The organism is Orbaceae bacterium BiB, assembly GCA_036251205.1.
In the GTDB taxonomy this organism is placed as follows: Bacteria; Pseudomonadota; Gammaproteobacteria; order Enterobacterales; family Orbaceae; genus Orbus; species Orbus mooreae.
The window spans coordinates 1,203,471-1,220,177 of sequence record CP133958.1 but is presented as its reverse complement, the minus strand read 5'-3'; the positions used below and the strand labels follow the sequence as shown (position 1 = coordinate 1,220,177).

17 protein-coding genes are annotated in these 16,707 nt (G+C 35.7%); 10 read left to right on the top strand and 7 right to left on the bottom strand.

Annotated elements, in window-relative coordinates; translation table 11 throughout:
- Positions 1 to 22 precede the first annotated feature (22 nt).
- From RHO11_05745 to RHO11_05720, 6 genes are all read left to right on the top strand, one after another.
- On the top strand, positions 23 to 493 hold the full coding sequence (locus RHO11_05745; protein WVD62622.1) for a YhcH/YjgK/YiaL family protein: 471 nt from the start codon (positions 23 to 25) through the stop codon (positions 491 to 493).
- Between the two features lie 45 nt (positions 494 to 538).
- Positions 539 to 1,471, top strand: coding sequence for a sugar kinase (locus tag RHO11_05740; protein WVD62621.1), 933 nt, complete (start codon positions 539 to 541; stop codon positions 1,469 to 1,471).
- A gap of 156 nt (positions 1,472 to 1,627) precedes the next feature.
- Entirely contained in the window at positions 1,628 to 2,833 is a 1,206-nt protein-coding gene (locus RHO11_05735) for an MFS transporter (GenBank protein ID WVD62620.1), read from the top strand.
- A 16-nt stretch (positions 2,834 to 2,849) separates the two neighbouring features.
- Positions 2,850 to 3,110: a YcgL domain-containing protein gene (locus RHO11_05730; GenBank protein WVD62619.1), complete on the top strand. Its 261-nt coding sequence runs from the start codon at positions 2,850 to 2,852 to the stop codon at positions 3,108 to 3,110.
- Positions 3,111 to 3,149: 39 nt separating this feature from the next.
- Entirely contained in the window at positions 3,150 to 4,205 is a 1,056-nt protein-coding gene (locus tag RHO11_05725; protein WVD62618.1) for a lytic murein transglycosylase, read from the top strand.
- Positions 4,206 to 4,230: 25 nt separating this feature from the next.
- Positions 4,231 to 4,656 carry a YcgN family cysteine cluster protein gene (locus RHO11_05720; protein WVD62617.1) on the top strand — a complete coding sequence of 142 codons (426 nt, stop codon included), beginning with the start codon at positions 4,231 to 4,233 and terminating at the stop codon, positions 4,654 to 4,656.
- A 118-nt stretch (positions 4,657 to 4,774) separates the two neighbouring features.
- Here the strand turns inward: RHO11_05720 and cysS are convergent, their stop codons facing one another.
- The 3 genes from cysS to lysC form a co-directional block, all read right to left on the bottom strand.
- Positions 4,775 to 6,169: a cysteine--tRNA ligase gene (cysS, locus tag RHO11_05715; GenBank protein WVD62616.1), complete on the bottom strand. Its 1,395-nt coding sequence runs from the start codon at positions 6,167 to 6,169 to the stop codon at positions 4,775 to 4,777.
- A 177-nt stretch (positions 6,170 to 6,346) separates the two neighbouring features.
- The gene (locus RHO11_05710; protein WVD62615.1) at positions 6,347 to 6,589 is read right to left on the bottom strand and encodes a GlsB/YeaQ/YmgE family stress response membrane protein; all 243 of its coding nucleotides are present in this window, start codon (positions 6,587 to 6,589) and stop codon (positions 6,347 to 6,349) included.
- Between the two features lie 200 nt (positions 6,590 to 6,789).
- Positions 6,790 to 8,160: a lysine-sensitive aspartokinase 3 gene (gene lysC, locus RHO11_05705; protein WVD62614.1), complete on the bottom strand. Its 1,371-nt coding sequence runs from the start codon at positions 8,158 to 8,160 to the stop codon at positions 6,790 to 6,792.
- A gap of 292 nt (positions 8,161 to 8,452) precedes the next feature.
- Here lysC and rpsP point away from each other — a divergent pair, with 292 nt between their 5' ends.
- Genes rpsP through rplS form a run of 4 tightly spaced genes read left to right on the top strand, consistent with a single transcriptional unit; the run spans position 8,453 to position 10,444 of the window.
- On the top strand, positions 8,453 to 8,701 hold the full coding sequence (gene rpsP / locus RHO11_05700) for a 30S ribosomal protein S16 (protein ID WVD62613.1): 249 nt from the start codon (positions 8,453 to 8,455) through the stop codon (positions 8,699 to 8,701).
- Positions 8,702 to 8,734: 33 nt separating this feature from the next.
- The gene (gene rimM / locus RHO11_05695) at positions 8,735 to 9,262 is read left to right on the top strand and encodes a ribosome maturation factor RimM (protein ID WVD62612.1); all 528 of its coding nucleotides are present in this window, start codon (positions 8,735 to 8,737) and stop codon (positions 9,260 to 9,262) included.
- Between the two features lie 49 nt (positions 9,263 to 9,311).
- On the top strand, positions 9,312 to 10,064 hold the full coding sequence (gene trmD / locus RHO11_05690) for a tRNA (guanosine(37)-N1)-methyltransferase TrmD (GenBank protein ID WVD62611.1): 753 nt from the start codon (positions 9,312 to 9,314) through the stop codon (positions 10,062 to 10,064).
- A 29-nt stretch (positions 10,065 to 10,093) separates the two neighbouring features.
- A complete protein-coding gene (gene rplS / locus RHO11_05685) occupies positions 10,094 to 10,444 on the top strand; it encodes a 50S ribosomal protein L19 (protein ID WVD62610.1) in 351 nt (116 codons plus the stop codon).
- Positions 10,445 to 10,564: 120 nt separating this feature from the next.
- On the opposite strand, the gene RHO11_05680 is transcribed toward rplS, so the two are convergent.
- From RHO11_05680 to RHO11_05665, 4 genes are all read right to left on the bottom strand, one after another.
- Positions 10,565 to 11,764 carry an NAD(P)/FAD-dependent oxidoreductase gene (locus RHO11_05680; GenBank protein ID WVD62609.1) on the bottom strand — a complete coding sequence of 400 codons (1,200 nt, stop codon included), beginning with the start codon at positions 11,762 to 11,764 and terminating at the stop codon, positions 10,565 to 10,567.
- A 166-nt stretch (positions 11,765 to 11,930) separates the two neighbouring features.
- Positions 11,931 to 14,084 carry a carbon starvation CstA family protein gene (locus tag RHO11_05675; protein ID WVD62608.1) on the bottom strand — a complete coding sequence of 718 codons (2,154 nt, stop codon included), beginning with the start codon at positions 14,082 to 14,084 and terminating at the stop codon, positions 11,931 to 11,933.
- 213 nt (positions 14,085 to 14,297) lie between these two features.
- Entirely contained in the window at positions 14,298 to 15,014 is a 717-nt protein-coding gene (btsR, locus tag RHO11_05670) for a two-component system response regulator BtsR (GenBank protein ID WVD62607.1), read from the bottom strand.
- Positions 15,008 to 16,705, bottom strand: coding sequence for a sensor histidine kinase (locus RHO11_05665; protein WVD62606.1), 1,698 nt, complete (start codon positions 16,703 to 16,705; stop codon positions 15,008 to 15,010). The genes btsR and RHO11_05665 overlap by 7 nt, the downstream gene beginning before the upstream one ends.
- Positions 16,706 to 16,707: the final 2 nt, after the last annotated feature.

The following is a 16,707-nucleotide window of genomic DNA, read 5'->3' as shown; positions in this document are numbered from 1 at the left end:
AAACAGTGTATGGAGTGTAAAAATGATTATTGGTAATATTGAACATTTAGATCTAACCCCTTATTTACCTAAAAAAATTAAAGATGCTATTGAATATGTTAAAGATAATGTCAATAGCAACACGCCTGTTGGTAAATATGAAATTGATGGCGAAAATATTTTCTTCATGTTATCTGAAAATTCCTCAAGATTTATTGATACAGCTGAGCCCGAATATCATAAACGATATATTGATGTACAGATCGTATTAGAGGGGAGTGAAGGGATGGCTGTTTCAACGCTACCACCACATACTGAAATTACTGATGATAGGATGGCTAGTGGCGATATTGCGTTTGTTAAAACGCCAAAAGAAGAGACACTATTTGTTGCCCATGAAAAAGATTTTGTTATTTTTTATCCAAATGAAGTTCATAAACCACTTTGTGCTGTCGATAATCAACTTGCCAAGATTCGTAAAGTTGTAATTAAAGTTGCTATAAACTGTTTATAGTTCATAGCCGATATTTTTTATTTTATTATTTTAGCGAGCTTAAAAATGACAATAAATATTGCAATAATTGGTGAATGTATGATTGAGCTATCAATCAAACAAGATTCAACAACACGTAATTTTGGTGGTGATACACTTAACACATCTGTTTATCTTTCTCGATTATTAAATAAAAAGCCTTTTGATATCCACTATGTAACAGGTCTTGGAACCGATCCTTTTAGCCAAGAGATGCTTGATGCTTGGCAAAAAGAGGGCGTAAAAACGGATCTAGTGCAGCGAATGGCGAATAAGATGCCTGGATTATACTCTATTGTAACTGATGCGGCAGGTGAGCGTTCGTTCTACTATTGGAGAAATGATGCAGCAGCCAAGTTTTGGTTAAAAACAGATGAAACAGCAGAGGTTTGTGGCAAAGTTGCTAAATGTGACTACATTTATCTAAGTGGTATTAGCATCGCTATTTTAGATGCGGATAGTATTCTTAAACTGCTAGATCTATTAAGACAGGTAAAAGCAAATGGCGGTAAAGTTATTTTTGATAACAACTATCGTCCTCGGTTATGGAGCAGTATTGAGCTCGCACAAAGTGTTTATGCCGATATTTTAGCCTATACTGATATCGCATTTTTAACACTTGATGATGAGGATTTATTGTGGGGTAAACAACCTTATGAGCAAGTCATTGAACGAACTAAGCAATATGGTGTTACAGAAATTGTGATTAAACGCGGTAGTGAAAGCTGTATTGTGGATTGTCCAGAAGGTCGTTTTGATATTCCAGCTAATAAAATTGCAAAGGAAAAGGTAGTTGATACCACTGCTGCTGGTGATTCATTTGGTGCTGGTTACTTAGCGGCACGATTGACTGGCGCTGGTCCTGAGCTCTCGGCTAAACAAGGACATTTAGTCGCAGGTACAGTGATTCAATATCGCGGTGCAATTATTCCATTAGAGTATACTCCCTCACTGCTTTAAGCGATCTATTTAAACTATTAAGGCGGGTATTTCCCGCCTTTTTATTATTTAGTTTGAGCTATTATTTTTTGAATTCAAGTTTATCAAATACGATAGATTGTGTTAATCTGATACACTGTTATTTTAATGCTTTACTTGCCATTCAATGATTACACAATGATGAAATTACCCAGATTATCACTACTATCACAAATTTGTATTACGCATCTTATTAGTCATATCCATATGCTAGTATTGCCAATATTAATGCCCGTTATGTTGATGACTAGACAAGATATTGATTTTATTAAAATTGGCTTTGCAATCAGTGTTTTTAATATTGTCTCTGCGGTGGTACAGGCGCCTGTAGGGATTTTTGTCGACAAATTAGGCCCCAAGCGAGTACTAATTGTTGGATTAATTATTGGTAGCTTAAGCTTTTTATCACTTGGCTTCATTAATCATTATATCTGGTTAATTATTGCGATGGCAATAGCTGGACTTGCCAATGCAGTGTACCATCCCGCTGATTATGCTATTTTATCGCAAAATGTAATAGAGAAAAAAATGGGGCGGGCTTTCTCGCTACATACTTTTAGTGGTTTTGTCGGTTTTGCTATAACACCGACGTTAATGCTAACGGTTAGTTCATTTTATAATGTTAATATGGCATTTATCGTTAGCGGCGTTATTGGTTTAATAGCTGCCCTTATTTTAATTCCCAAAGCTAGCAATGAACAAAATAAATCACAGCAAGATAAACAATCTATTGATAAAACTGTACAAACAACCAAGGTTAAAAGATTACCGCTGATTACGCCGGCTATTTTCTCGATGTTTGTGCTGTTTTTATTGTTAAGTTTAAGTGGTGGTTCGATTCAAAACTTTTCAGTATCAGCATTAATTAAAGGTTACGGTATTTCATTGGATGATGCCAATATTGCACTAACTGCCTTTTTAATTACAAGTTCAGTTGGGGTGTTAGTTGGTGGGCAACTTGCGGACTATTCTAAACGTCATGGTTTAATTGCAACGGGCGCTTTAGTTATTACCGCTTTAATTGCGTTAATAATTGCAACATCACCAATCTCATCGACTATTGTTATTACCTTACTTATTGGTATGATGGGTTTTCTATCTGGTATTATTGCCCCATCACGAGATATGCTAGTCCGAAATATTGCCCCAAAAGGTTCAGAAGGACGAGTGTTTGGGATTGTTTCAACGGGTTTTAATGTGGGCGGCACTATCGGACCAATATTATTTGGTTGGTTACTTGATCAAAATCACCCACGAGGAATATTCTGGTCTGCAGCCATTTTTATGGTGCTAACTGCAATGATTGCTTTTTATCAAGAGATAAAAGGCGAGAAAAGAAAGTAAAAAGGATAAAATAGAGATGATGTGGTGTTATATTTACCGTAGTCCTAAAAAAGAGAATAGTTATCTATATATTGCTAAAGAGAATGATTTTTCTCAAGTACCTGATGTGTTGATGAAAGCATTTGGTCAGCCAATGTTTGCCATGAAAGTGTTACTTGATGGTAAACGTAAATTTGTTGTTGGGACGTCAGATGAAATTGAAGAGCGTATTAAAAATGATGGCTTTTTTGTCCAAATGTTAAAAGATGATGATTTTTATGTCTCAATATCGCAATAAAAGCTTATTAAAAAGCAGTAGTCAGAAAAGGATATCTTTATGAAATTACTTAGAGTCTTAGTGTTATGTAGCTCGGCTTATGTGATATGGGGTTGTTCAAACCAGGTTTCTCATCAACCAGAAGTTACACACTCTTCGGTAGTTAATTTTGATAAATCAAGAGATGAAAGTAATTTTACTGACTATGTGAAAGCATTAAAAACTTATGCTAAACGGCAAGGTATCAATGATGACACGATAAATCTTGCATTTAAAGATGTCTATTATATTGAACGAGTTGTACAGGCTGATAAAAATCAACCAGAAAAAAAAGTAACACTCGATGAATATTTATTTCGAGCTGTTTCACCAGCTAGAGTTCAATTAGCACAAGAGAAGTATTCACAATATTATTCTCAAATTCATCATGCAACTTTACTAACTAAGATACCTGAAACTTATATTTTAGCGTTATGGGGTGTTGAGAGTGGTTATGGTAAATATCAAGGTAAAGAAGATATTATTTCGGCCTTATCAACGCTTGCTTTTGATGGGCGACGTGAAGCCTTTTTTGTAAAAGAACTGATTGCCGCACTCACTATCTTACAGAATGGTCATATTGAAAAATCTCAATTTAAAGGTTCTTGGGCTGGCGCGATGGGACAAAATCAATTTATGCCATCATCCTATTTAACCTACGGGTTAGATGGTGACGGGGATGGTGTTATTGATATCTGGAATAATATGTCTGATATATTTGCTTCAACAGGTAATTATTTAGCTACTGTAGGTTGGGATGCTAAACAGAGTTGGGGTAATAAAATTAAGCTTCCTAGTAATTTTGATACTCAATTAGCTGGATTAGAAAATGATAAGTCACGTAATGTATCAGAATGGTTAAAAATGGGTGTCACTTTTATCGATAATAAAGCTAAGCCTGCCGGTATAAATAAAGCTTGGATAGTCATTCCTGATGTCGATAGTGGCGAGGGTTATCTTGTTTCTAATAATTTTAGAACATTGATGCATTGGAATCGTTCCTATTATTTTGCAGTAAGTGTTGGTATGCTAGCTGATAGTTTAACCGATAGCACCATCAATATGAGTAATAAGTAATACAGATAAAGGCAATCAATTAATTATGATAGAATTTTGGCAAAATAAGACATTAGATGAATTGACTGACTCTGAATGGGAACAGTTATGCGATGGTTGTGGCCAGTGTTGTTTAAATAAATTAATCGATGAAGATACTGATGAAATTTTATATACCAATGTGGCTTGTAACTTGCTTGATAGTAAGACGTGCCAATGTCGTCATTATGTTGATCGTTTTAAGTATGAACCCGATTGTATTAAACTCAATCGAGAAAATCTATTAACAATTGAGTGGTTGCCGCTTACTTGTAGTTATCGTTATTTTCAAGAGCATAAAACACTTCCCCAGTGGCATCCATTAGTGACGGGTAGTAAAGAGATGATGCATAAAAAGCGAATCTCAGTGAGAAATCGTATCGTTTATGAAAAAGATGTAATTCACTGGGCTGATCATATTATTCGTGATTAGTACTGTAATATTTTTTCTGATTGATAACTATTTTTTACACTATAATGATATATCACAGCAAGATTATAACGAAAACTGTGTAATAATATAGCGTCTTAAAAGACGCTATATTTTATGATTAAACACTTTTTTTACGCCAAACGGTACCACTTGGGCCATCTTCTAATACAATATTCATGGCATTCAATTGATCACGTGCATTATCGGCAAGTGCCCAGTTTTTAGTTGCTCGAGCATCGTTACGTTGTTTAATTAAAGCTTCAATTTTAGCTACATCAACATCATCTTGGTGTGTGCTTTGCAAAAAGTGTATAGGATCTTGCTCAAGTAAACCTAACACTTTTGCTAAGTGACGTAATTCCGCTGCTAGTTCGTTAGCAAGTTGCTTATCATTTTCGGCTTTAGCTTTATTAATTTCACGCGCTAATTCAAAAAGTACTGAATAAGCTTCTGGTGTATTGAAATCATCATCCATTGCCTGACAAAAATCACGGTAATAGTTACTATCAGGGGTTGTATGAGGTGTCTTTGCATCAGTATCACGTAATGCCGTATATAAACGTTCTAATGCGATTCTAGCTTGTTTCAAATTATCTTCAGTATAATTGAGCTGACTACGATAGTGTGCTGATAATAAGAAGTAGCGTACGGTTTCAGCATCATAATGTTTTAATACATCACGAATAGTGAAAAAGTTACCTAATGATTTCGACATTTTTTCTTGGTCAACCATCACCATACCAGAATGCATCCAATAGTTGACATATTCGCCATCGTGGGCACATGTTGATTGGGCTATCTCATTTTCATGATGAGGAAACATTAAATCTGAACCACCACCATGAATATCAAAATGTTGACCGAGCTCATGACAGTTCATTGCCGAACATTCAATATGCCAACCGGGTCGACCTTTACCCCAAGGGGAATCCCAACTTGGTTCATTGGGTTTAGACATTTTCCATAATACAAAGTCCATTGGATTTCGTTTAACATCAACAACATCAACGCGGGCACCCGCTTGTAACTGTTCTAAGTTTTGTCTAGATAAAATACCGTAAGAAGGATCGCTATCTACCGCAAACATAACATCGCCATTACTAGCGATATAAGCGTGTTCTTTCGTTAGTAATTTTTCTACAAGTGCAATAATTTGTGGAATATGGCGTGTTGCACGCGGTTCACTATCTGGGCGTTGAATGTTTAATGCATCAAAATCGGTATACATTTCGACTAACATGCGACCCGTTAGATCGTCGCAGGTTTCACCATTCTCTAATGAACGCTTGATTATTTTATCATCAACATCAGTAATATTACGAACATAAGTCAAATCATAACCTAAAAAGCGTAAATAACGGGTTATCACATCAAACGCAACGAAGGTTCTACCGTGACCAATATGGCACAAATCATAAATAGTAATACCGCACACATACATATTCACTTTATTAGCATGAATTGGTTTAAATAACTCTTTTTCTCGTGTTAAGGTATTGAAGATTTTTAGCATTGTGATCTACTTGTTTGATTCGGTTTATATTAGTTATTAATATAACAAAAATTTGCATAGGGTGAAATTACTTATATCAGTTAATTAGCAAAATTGTATTCTGATCTTGGATAGCTAAAATAGAATAAGTAGAAAAGAGTAAAACGATAAGAATACCTAGCAAAAGCTAGGCGGTGATTATTTTGTGAGCCAACGAAAAACGAAGATAACTAAAACAGCGCCAAGTACGGCAATAATTAGACTAAATAAGTTCAAACCAGTTACACTGCCTAGGCCGAAAAATGTACTAATATAACCTCCAACAATTGCACCAATAACGCCTAATACTAATGTTTTTATAAGCCCACCGTTAATTGGCATAAAAAACTTCGCTATCCAGCCAGCAATTAATCCCAAAATAATCCAACTTAAAATTCCCATTATCTTGTCCTTATTGTGTTATTGATTGCGATTTCTCGATTTTTTCATGTATTTAGTCTAAGTCAATAAGAGCAATTTATTTCAACTCAATTAATTACACTTAAGCAATTTAGTTAATAAGATTAGTTTTAATACTGATCTACTTGTTAGCATTGACGATAACTAATCAATGGGAATATTCCCATTGATCAAAACACTAATTACTCAAATATTGTTTTATGTAGTATTTTAACAATATTTTCGGCATCATGAGCCTTAACTAAAAAACAAATATTATGTGTGCTTGCACCAAAACAAGCTAAACGAACACTAAATTGTTCCAGTTGACCAAAAATTTGTTTAGTCATGCCTTTTGTTGTCGTTAAGTTATTACCAATAATCGCAACTAGGGCTAAATCTTCTTGTACTTCAACACAACATACTTTAGACAGTTCATCAAGTAACTCTTTAGTCAATAAACTGCTACCATCCGTATTGGTGCCTGCAGTATCAATGGTGACGGCAATACTGACTTCAGAGGTCGTGACTAAATCAACCGAAATATTATGTTTAGCAAGAATAGCAAATACATTAGCTAAAAAACCTTGAGCATGTAACATATTAAGACTATTTAAGGTTAATAGTGTCTGTTTACGACGTAGTGTTACGGCTCTAAATAATGGTAATTCTGATTTAATACTATGTGCATTATATACAATAGTTCCGCCATCATGAGGTGCTTTACTTGATCCAACAAATACGGGAATATTGCTGCGTACAGCGGGGACTAAGGTCGCAGGATGAAGAACTTTAGCACCAAATGTGGCCATTTCAGCTGCTTCAGCAAAGGTGATATCATCAATACGTTTAGCATTCTCAGCAATTCGTGGATCTGTGGTATAAATACCTGCGACATCAGTCCAGATATCAATTTGAGTCGCATTTAATGCTTCACCTAATAATGCGGCAGTATAATCACTCCCTCCACGACCGAGTGTCGTTGTCTTACCTGTGTGCTCACTACCAATAAAACCTTGCGTTACAATAATTTGTGAACCGTTTAATGATTTAATGTGAGCACAACAGAGTTGTTTAATCTCATCAACTTTCGGTGCTGCTTTACCAAATTTACTGTCAGTTCGCATCACCTTACGTACATCAAACCAGACAGCATTTCTCTGTTTTTCTTTTAATACTTCAACAAATAAACGAGATGACATTAATTCACCGTGGCAAACTAGCTCATCGGTCAGCGCTGCTGAAGTAGCTAAACTTGCCGCTTCAGAAAGGGCTGCAATATTGCTGATGACACGGTCAATTTCTTCACGAAGTGCTGGGTTTTCAGGTAATTGCTCAAGAATATTGTATTGAATGGCTTGCAATTTCGCGATATGTTGTTTGCGAATCTCCGCATCTCGTCCTTCTGCAAGGGCTACTAATAAGTTAGTTACTCCCGCTGAGGCAGACAATACTACAACTTTTACGTTAGGATTAGCGATAACAATATTGGCACTATTACTCATTGCTTGATAATCAGCAACACTTGTTCCACCGAATTTTGCGATAACACATGGTTGATTGGGATTACTCATCTTGTCCTCATTATTACTGACAGCAAAATATAATTATAAAAACTAATAATTTGGCTATTGTACATAATTCTTTGCTCAAGATAACCGCAATTAAAAAATATTATGTTTTAACGATTTTTAAAAAAGAACATGATATCTTTCCTTTCGCGTTGATTCATCCTATTAAACATTGCACTTTACTCAAAAAAGAGTATAATTCTCGGGCTTTTATTTCTGTTTTACTATTGTGTAATTGCATAGATAAGGCAGTAAATAGATAAGGCAAAATACAATTTAATTTTAAGAGGAAGTTATGGTAACTATTCGTTTAGCTCGTGGCGGTTCTAAAAAACGTCCATTTTATCAAGTCGTTGTGACTGATAGCCGTAACCCACGTGATGGTCGTTTTATTGAGCGTGTTGGTTTCTTTAATCCAGTTGCGCAAGGTAAAGCAGAAGAATTACGTTTAGATCTTGATCGCGTAAATCACTGGGTTGGTTTAGGTGCTACTGTATCTGATCGTGTTAGCTCATTGATCAAACAAGCACAAAAAGCTGCTTAATTCATTTTGAATAAAAGCAATAGAGTAATGTAAATGAATACTGAAAAATTAATCGTGGTAGGCAAACTTGGTTCAAGTTATGGCATTCGTGGTTGGCTTCGTGTTTTTTCATTTACTGAAGATGCGGATAATCTTTTTGATTATACTCCTTGGTATATCAAAAGAGCTGATTCTTGGCAAAAAGTTGAAGTTGAAAGCTTTAAGCCACATAACCAAGACACCATTGTTAAAATTAAAGGCATAGATGATCGTGATGACGCAAATGCGTTAACGAACGTTGAAATTTATGTTGATGCAGAAGAGTTACCTGATTTGGAAGAAGGTGATTTTTATTGGAAGGATCTAATTGGCTGCAAAGTATTAACAATTAATGGTTATGATTTAGGTCAGGTGATTGATCTAATGGAAACTGGTTCAAATGATGTATTAGTTGTTAAAGCTAATCTTAAAGATGTATTTGGCTCTAAAGAACGTCTGATCCCGTTTGTTGAAGATCAATTTATTAAGCAAGTTGATTTATCGGCTAAACAGATCACAGTAGATTGGGATCCTGCTTTTTAATTCTTCATGAATTAAAATTCATCGATATGAATAAGTTGAGGAACAAAGTATGAAAATTGGCGTTATTAGCCTGTTTCCTGAAATGTTTCAAGCAATTACTCATTATGGTGTGACAAGCAGAGCCGTCAAAAATGGTCTACTGGAAGTCATGTATTGGAATCCACGTGATTTCGCTTATGATAAGCATAAAACTGTCGATGAACGACCGTATGGCGGTGGTCCTGGCATGTTAATGATGGTTCAACCATTACGAGATGCGATTCATGCAGCAAAAGCACAGTTGGGTGAGGATACTAAAGTAATTTATCTGTCTCCACAGGGACGTAAACTCGAGCAACAAGGAGTTTGCGAATTATCAAAACAGTATAAGATCATTCTTATCTGTGGTCGATATGAAGGTATAGATGAGCGTATAATCCAAACCGAAATTGATGAAGAGTGGTCAATCGGAGATTATGTTCTCAGTGGTGGTGAGTTACCCGCTATGGTGTTAATGGATGCAATTGCTCGGTTTATACCCGGTGTATTACATCATGAAGCATCGGCAGAAGAGGATTCTTTTGCAAATGGTTTACTCGATTGTCCACATTATACCCGTCCAGAAGTGTTAGATGGAATGGCGGTGCCAGATGTGTTAATGTCCGGTCACCATGAAGAAATTCGTCGCTGGCGATTAAAACAATCACTAGGACGGACTTGGCTTAGAAGAGATGATCTTCTAAATAATCTAGCTCTGACTGATGAAGAGCAACGTTTACTGTCTGAGTTCAAACAAGAATACAACAGTAAGCAGAGCGATTAGTATTTCAGTGTATCTAGGAGAGACTTAATATGAAAAATGCAATTATTCAGCAATTAGAACAAGAACAGATGAAGAAAGACATTCCTGCTTTTCGTCCGGGTGATACCGTTGAAGTAAAAGTATGGGTTGTTGAAGGTAATAAAAAACGTCTTCAGGCTTACGAAGGTGTAGTTATCGCAATTCGTAACCGTGGTTTACACTCTGCTTTCACAGTGCGTAAAATTTCTAACGGTGAAGGTGTAGAACGTGTTTTCCAAACTCACTCACCAGTTGTTGATTCTATCAGCGTGAAACGTCGTGGTGAAGTGCGTCAAGCTAAATTATACTACCTACGTGAACTTCGTGGTAAAGCTGCTCGTATTAAAGAGCGTCTTAACTAATTTTACGATTTCACTAAAAATCTTAAAATATAGAGAAAATAGCCACTATTTGTGGCTATTTTTTTGTTTATCAAATATTAATATCAAGAGAAATTATTTATTGTATAACCGTTAATACTGTTATTTTACTATTGCTGTTTTAATAATACTTTCAGCACAGGCATAAGCACTACTCCAAGCCCATTGAAAATTATAACCACCAAGCCAGCCCGTTACATCGATTACTTCGCCAATAAAATAGAGGTTACTGACCGTTTTAACTTCCATTGTTTTTGATGATAAACATTCTGTACTAACGCCACCTAATGTTACTTCGGCGGTTCGATATCCTTCAGTTCCATTGGGGACAATCTGCCAATTAGTTAATTGTTCAATCAGCGTTTGTTGATGTTTGATATTTAATTGCTTTAGTGGAATATCGGCAATCATCTCTAGTTGACTTAGACAATCAATTAATCGTTTAGGTAGTAACTTAGCTAATACGTTTTTGAGTTGTTGATTTGCTGATTCTTGACGTTGAGTCGTGAAAAAATCAGTTAAATTTTGGTTAGGTAATAGGTTAATACTAATTGCTTCACCTGGTTGCCAGTAACTTGATATTTGTAAAATGGCAGGGCCCGATAAACCTCGATGAGTAAATAAAATATTGCCGAAAAACGATTTATTATTTGTCGATACTTCAGCTAATACTGAAATACCGGCCAGAGGCGATAAGCGTTCAAGCAATAGTGGTTGCAATGTGAAAGGAACAAGTCCCGCTTTGATTGGGATAACCGGTAAAGCAAATTTTTCTGCAATTTTATAACCTATTGGTGTTGTACCTAGTTTGGGCATGGATAGTCCACCGGTTGCAATAATGACTTTATCGGTTTCTATTTTGCCTTTATTCGTTGATAGCACAAACCCTGATGTAGTTTGTACAATGTCATCAAGCTCTGTTTGCATACTAAATTTGACGCTACCTTTTTGACATTCAGTTATCAGCATGTTAACAATATCTTGTGCCGAATTCTGACAAAAAAGTTGACCAAGTTCTTTTTCGTAGTAAGGAATATTATAGCGATTAACTAAATCAATAAAGTCACATTGGCTAAACCGTTTTATCGCTGATTTACAAAAATGGACATTTTGTGAAAGGTAATTATCTGCTGTAATTGTTTGGTTAGTAAAATTACAGAATCCTCCCCCTGACATTAAAATTTTTCGTCCAGGTTTTTTACCGTTATCAATTACGGTAACATTAAAACCCTGTTGACCAAGTAAACTTGCACAAAATAGACCTGATGCACCAGCACCAATAATTGTTATAGAAGAAGACATAGGTAAGTATAGATAAAAAAATAGATGCCGTATTATAGCTTAATAAGTTATAAAAATACCCCACTATTTGCATAGTGAGGTATTGCTTTCAATCTTAACTAAATTTATAACATGTACTACATCGATAATAATCGACTAAATCTGATGAAATAGTCGATTGATTATTTTAGTGAGACATTGACGTTTTTACGCCACCTTCAGGAACTGGCTGATAAGGAGTCTCTTTATCTGTTCTTTCTTTTGCTTTACGAGCTTTAAGCGCGGTTTTGATACCATAGAAAATAATACTATATACAACAACTAAGAATAGAATACTTAAACCAGCATTAGTATAGTTATTAATAACAATGTGGTGTAAGTTACTCGCTTGTTGTGCTGTTAGCGTGGTATCTTCTGTAATAATTTTATTGTATAGGTTCGCTTGATAGAAGAAACCTTCTAACTGTGGATTATTACTAAATAGTTTTAATCCTATTGCCCAAGTTGTACAGATTAATAACCATACACATGGAATTAATGTTACCCAAATAAATTTAGTACGTTTCATCTTAATAAGAACGACTGTACCAAGAATAAGAGCAACAGCTGCTAACATTTGGTTGGATATACCGAATAATGGCCATAAGCTTTTAACGCCGCCAAGTGGATCAACAACGCCTTGATATAATAAGTAACCCCATAAACCAACACATCCAGCGGTACCAACAACACCTGCAACCATTGAATCAGTTTTCTTCAAGAATGGAATAAAATTACCAAGTAGATCTTGTAGCATAAAGCGACCAGAACGCGTTCCTGCATCAAGAGCCGTTAAAATGAATAGTGCTTCAAATAAAATACCAAAATGATACCAGAAGCCCATATCTGCACCTGGAAGGATTTTATGGAATACGTGTGCAATACCAACTGCTAATGTCGGTGCTCCACCAGCACGGTTCAGAACGGAAGGTTCACCAATATCTTTTGCTGTTTGTAAGATTTCTTCTGGACTAATAACAAAGCCCCAAGAACTTACAGTCGCTGCGGCTTGAGCGGTTACATCTTTTAACTGAGCCATAATCATAGGTGCTGCTTGCGTATCACTCAGATTATGTAAGTCAGGCATAGTAAAGCCTAGACCTGCAGGAGGTGTATTCATCGCAAAGTATAAGCCTGGCTCGATAATTGATGCTGCTACTAAAGCCATAATTGCAACAAATGACTCCATTAACATTGCACCATAACCGATGAAACGTGCGTCTTTTTCATTAGCAAGTAATTTTGGTGTTGTACCAGAAGAGATTAAGGCATGGAAACCAGATACTGCACCACAAGCAATTGTGATAAACAAGAATGGGAATAGTGTTCCTTTCCAAACTGGTCCAGTTCCATCAATGTATTGTGTTACGGCTGGCATTTTAAGTTCAGGATTTAAAATCACAATACCAACAGCAAGACCAACGATCACACCAATCTTTAAGAAAGTTGCTAAGTAGTCACGTGGGGCAAGGATTAACCATACTGGTAATAGTGCTGAAATAAAAGCATAACCAATCAATACAAAGGTAATTGTTGTATCTTTAAAGGTTAATGCTGGTCCCCAGTATGGGTCGTGAGCAATAACGCCACCAAACCAGATCGATAATACGAGTAATACAATACCAATAACAGAGATCTCTAATACTTTACCTGGTCTTAGGAAACGCATGTAGATACCCATGAATAGAGCAATTGGCACAGTTGAACAAACGGTAAAAACACCCCATGGGCTTTCAGCTAACGCTTTAACAACGATTAAAGCTAGAACGGCTAAAATAATTAACATAATGAGGAAACAGCCAAATAAGGCAATAGTTCCTGGAATTTGTCCCATCTCTTGTTTGATCATTTCACCTAGTGAATTACCGTTACGGCGAGATGATAAAAATAGTACCATAAAGTCTTGTACAGCACCTGCTAATACAACACCAGCAAGTAACCAAAGTGTACCTGGTAAATAACCAACTTGTGCTGCAAGCACTGGTCCTACTAATGGTCCTGCACCTGCAATCGCAGCAAAGTGGTGACCAAATAATACATATTTATTTGTTGGAACAAAGTTTAAACCATCATTGTTAACGACAGCAGGGGTCGCACGAGTGGGATCTAACTTCATCACTTTAGTCGCGATATATAAGCTGTAATAGCGATAAGCTACTAGATAAACAGAGATTGAAGCAGCGACAATCCACAAAGCACTAATATGCTCTCCACGTCTTAAAGCTACAACCGCTAAACAACATGCACCAATAAAGGCAAGTAGTACCCAGGGTAGATGTTTAAGATATTTGTTATTACTCATTCATTTTTCCTTTTATTAAAGCAAAAAAGTATCTAAAATTTTGCAACGATATAGTAAGGAAGTTCCGTTTGGAAAGACATGATGATTTAACTAAGAGGTTAAATCATCAGAATGAGTGGTTTAAATTGTACTTTTAGCGGTTTTAGAGCATCACGATATTTGTCTTGTTTATATAATAAGTACTCATTTATATTGTGATGGAATGGTAATTAATTACAGTCCTAACTGTTCTTTTAATGGTTTTAAATAACGACGACTTACCGGAACAATAACATCATTACTCAATAAGATTTCAGTTTGTCCTGTTTGGGTAAATCGAATCTCTTTTAACTGTTTTATATTAATTAAGTATTGTCTATGGCAGTGAACTAAAGGCGTTTTCTCTTCAAGAGTACGTAAAGTTAGCTCGGTAAAATATTCAGTATTATCTTTATTAAATACATAAACGCCACTTGCCCTAGAACTAACATAATAAACATCATCAAGATTTAATAGATAAATTTTACTATGACCAATACATGGTATATATTTTAATGAGTGGGCTATATCTAATTGGTTAATATTTTGTTTACTTGGGCTATTGAGTAAGCGCTGAATACTTTTATTCAATCTTACAGGATCAATGGGTTTAAGCAAATAATCGAATGCTTGCGCTTCAAAGGCCTTAATTGCAAATTCTTCATAGGCAGTTAAAAATACGATCTGCGGCATCTCTTCAGCATCAAGCATATTCAGCATCTCAAGACCATTAATTTTAGGCATCTGAATATCTAAAAAAACCACATCGGGATTCAACTGATGAATAGCTTTAACCGTTTCAAAAGCATTTGAACATTCCGCGATGATTTCAATTTTTTCATATTGATTTAGCTGATGACGTAGATTTTCTCGAGCAAGAGGCTCATCATCAACAATAATGACATTTAGCATAACTGTTCATCCTGTTTAATTGGCAGGGAAAGAATAACTTTAGTATAGCAATCGGGCTGACAGTCTATTTTCATACCATATTGCTCTCCATAACGAATTTGGATACGTTTATGGACTAAATTTAAGCCTAAGCCGTTACCATCTTTATGTTCTTCACGATAGGTGCCGGCGTTATCTTCAACTTCAAGAACTAATAACGTATCTTGTTGATAGGCTCTAATCGTTACAACACCTTTACCAATCATCTGTGATACACCATGTTTAATTGCATTTTCAACAATAGGTTGTAAAGAGAAAGCGGGTAAATGTACTCCTTCAAATTTTTGTGGAATATCAACCACAATGTCCAACTTATCCATAAAACGTATTTTTTCAATTTCGAGATAGGCTGTGATATGTTCAAGTTCATCTTTTAACGTAACAATTTCTTTTGGTCGTTTGAGATTTTTACGGAAAAAGGTTGAAATATTTTGTACTAATTCCGACGCTTGTTGCTGATCACGGCGTATTACTGCTAATAATGTATTGAGTGCATTAAATAAAAAATGAGGATTAACCTGAGCATGCAGTAATTTTATTTCTGTTTGGGAAAGTAATTGCTTATATCGTTCATTTTGACCCGTTAGGATTTGAGCTGATAATAAACTAGCAATACCTTCGCCAAGTGTTCGATTAATTGAGCTAAATAATGTATTTTTAGCTTCATAAAGTTTGATAGTACCTACTACTGTGTTGTTTTCTCCACGTAGTGGGATTACTAAGGTTGAGCCGAGTCGGCAGTGTTTATTAATCGAACACTGGTAAGGTTCATGTATACCATCAAGGTATTTTACCTTATCGGTATCGATTGATTGCAAAGATGCGGGCGATGTAATCGGTGTACCGGGTAAATGATGATCACTACCAATCCCAATAAAAGCGAGGATTTTCTCTCGATCAGTAATTGAAACAGCACCAACACCGAGTTCTTTATAAAGAATATCGGCAACTTTAGTACTATTTTCTTGGTTAAAGCCATTTCGTAATAGACCATCGGTACTCGCTGCAATTTTCAATGCTCTTGATGAAAATGCCGATGTATACTTCTCAAACATTGCTTTGCGATCGAGCAGAATTCTCATGAACATTGCTGCTCCGACGCTATTTGCTACAATCATCGGTGTTGCAATGGTTTGTACTGCATGAAGAATAACTTCATAAGGTTTGGAAAAAATTAAGATCATACCCATTTCAAGGGATTCAAATAGTACCGCAAGTATGGCAACAATAAATGGATTATAGATAAGATCAACCCGGCGATTTTTCATTAAAAAATAGTGCACCATACCACATAAAAAGCCAGTTAGGATTGTTGAAATCATACAGGTTTCAGCTGTGATTCCACCTAGCGTATAACGATGAACACCACCAGTAATTCCAACTAATAATCCAACAGTCGGGCCCCCTAAAAGCCCACCTAAAATTGCACCAATCGCTCTGGTATTAGCTAATGTATCTTCTATTTCAAGACTAAAATAGGTTCCCATAATACAGAAAAAAGAGAAGATGAAATAACAAAGTAACTTATGAGGTAGATGTACAGTTACCTGCATGACTGGTATAAACAGTGGTGTTTTACTTAGAAGATAAGCAATAACTAAATACACGCACATTTGTTGTAGTAGTTGTAAGATTAAATTAAATTCAAACATAT

Bases quoted from the DNA above. Each gene is read 5' to 3' on its own strand.
- RHO11_05745 (WVD62622.1), top strand. From the start codon at position 23: ATGATTATTGGTAATATTGAACATTTAGATCTAACCCCTTATTTACCT.
- RHO11_05740 (WVD62621.1), top strand. From the start codon at position 539: ATGACAATAAATATTGCAATAATTGGTGAATGTATGATTGAGCTATCA.
- RHO11_05735 (WVD62620.1), top strand. From the start codon at position 1,628: ATGATGAAATTACCCAGATTATCACTACTATCACAAATTTGTATTACG.
- RHO11_05730 (WVD62619.1), top strand. From the start codon at position 2,850: ATGATGTGGTGTTATATTTACCGTAGTCCTAAAAAAGAGAATAGTTAT.
- RHO11_05725 (WVD62618.1), top strand. From the start codon at position 3,150: ATGAAATTACTTAGAGTCTTAGTGTTATGTAGCTCGGCTTATGTGATA.
- RHO11_05720 (WVD62617.1), top strand. From the start codon at position 4,231: ATGATAGAATTTTGGCAAAATAAGACATTAGATGAATTGACTGACTCT.
- cysS (WVD62616.1), bottom strand. From the start codon at position 6,169: ATGCTAAAAATCTTCAATACCTTAACACGAGAAAAAGAGTTATTTAAA.
- RHO11_05710 (WVD62615.1), bottom strand. From the start codon at position 6,589: ATGGGAATTTTAAGTTGGATTATTTTGGGATTAATTGCTGGCTGGATA.
- lysC (WVD62614.1), bottom strand. From the start codon at position 8,160: ATGAGTAATCCCAATCAACCATGTGTTATCGCAAAATTCGGTGGAACA.
- rpsP (WVD62613.1), top strand. From the start codon at position 8,453: ATGGTAACTATTCGTTTAGCTCGTGGCGGTTCTAAAAAACGTCCATTT.
- rimM (WVD62612.1), top strand. From the start codon at position 8,735: ATGAATACTGAAAAATTAATCGTGGTAGGCAAACTTGGTTCAAGTTAT.
- trmD (WVD62611.1), top strand. From the start codon at position 9,312: ATGAAAATTGGCGTTATTAGCCTGTTTCCTGAAATGTTTCAAGCAATT.
- rplS (WVD62610.1), top strand. From the start codon at position 10,094: ATGAAAAATGCAATTATTCAGCAATTAGAACAAGAACAGATGAAGAAA.
- RHO11_05680 (WVD62609.1), bottom strand. From the start codon at position 11,764: ATGTCTTCTTCTATAACAATTATTGGTGCTGGTGCATCAGGTCTATTT.
- RHO11_05675 (WVD62608.1), bottom strand. From the start codon at position 14,084: ATGAGTAATAACAAATATCTTAAACATCTACCCTGGGTACTACTTGCC.
- btsR (WVD62607.1), bottom strand. From the start codon at position 15,014: ATGCTAAATGTCATTATTGTTGATGATGAGCCTCTTGCTCGAGAAAAT.
- RHO11_05665 (WVD62606.1), bottom strand. From the start codon at position 16,705: ATGTTTGAATTTAATTTAATCTTACAACTACTACAACAAATGTGCGTG.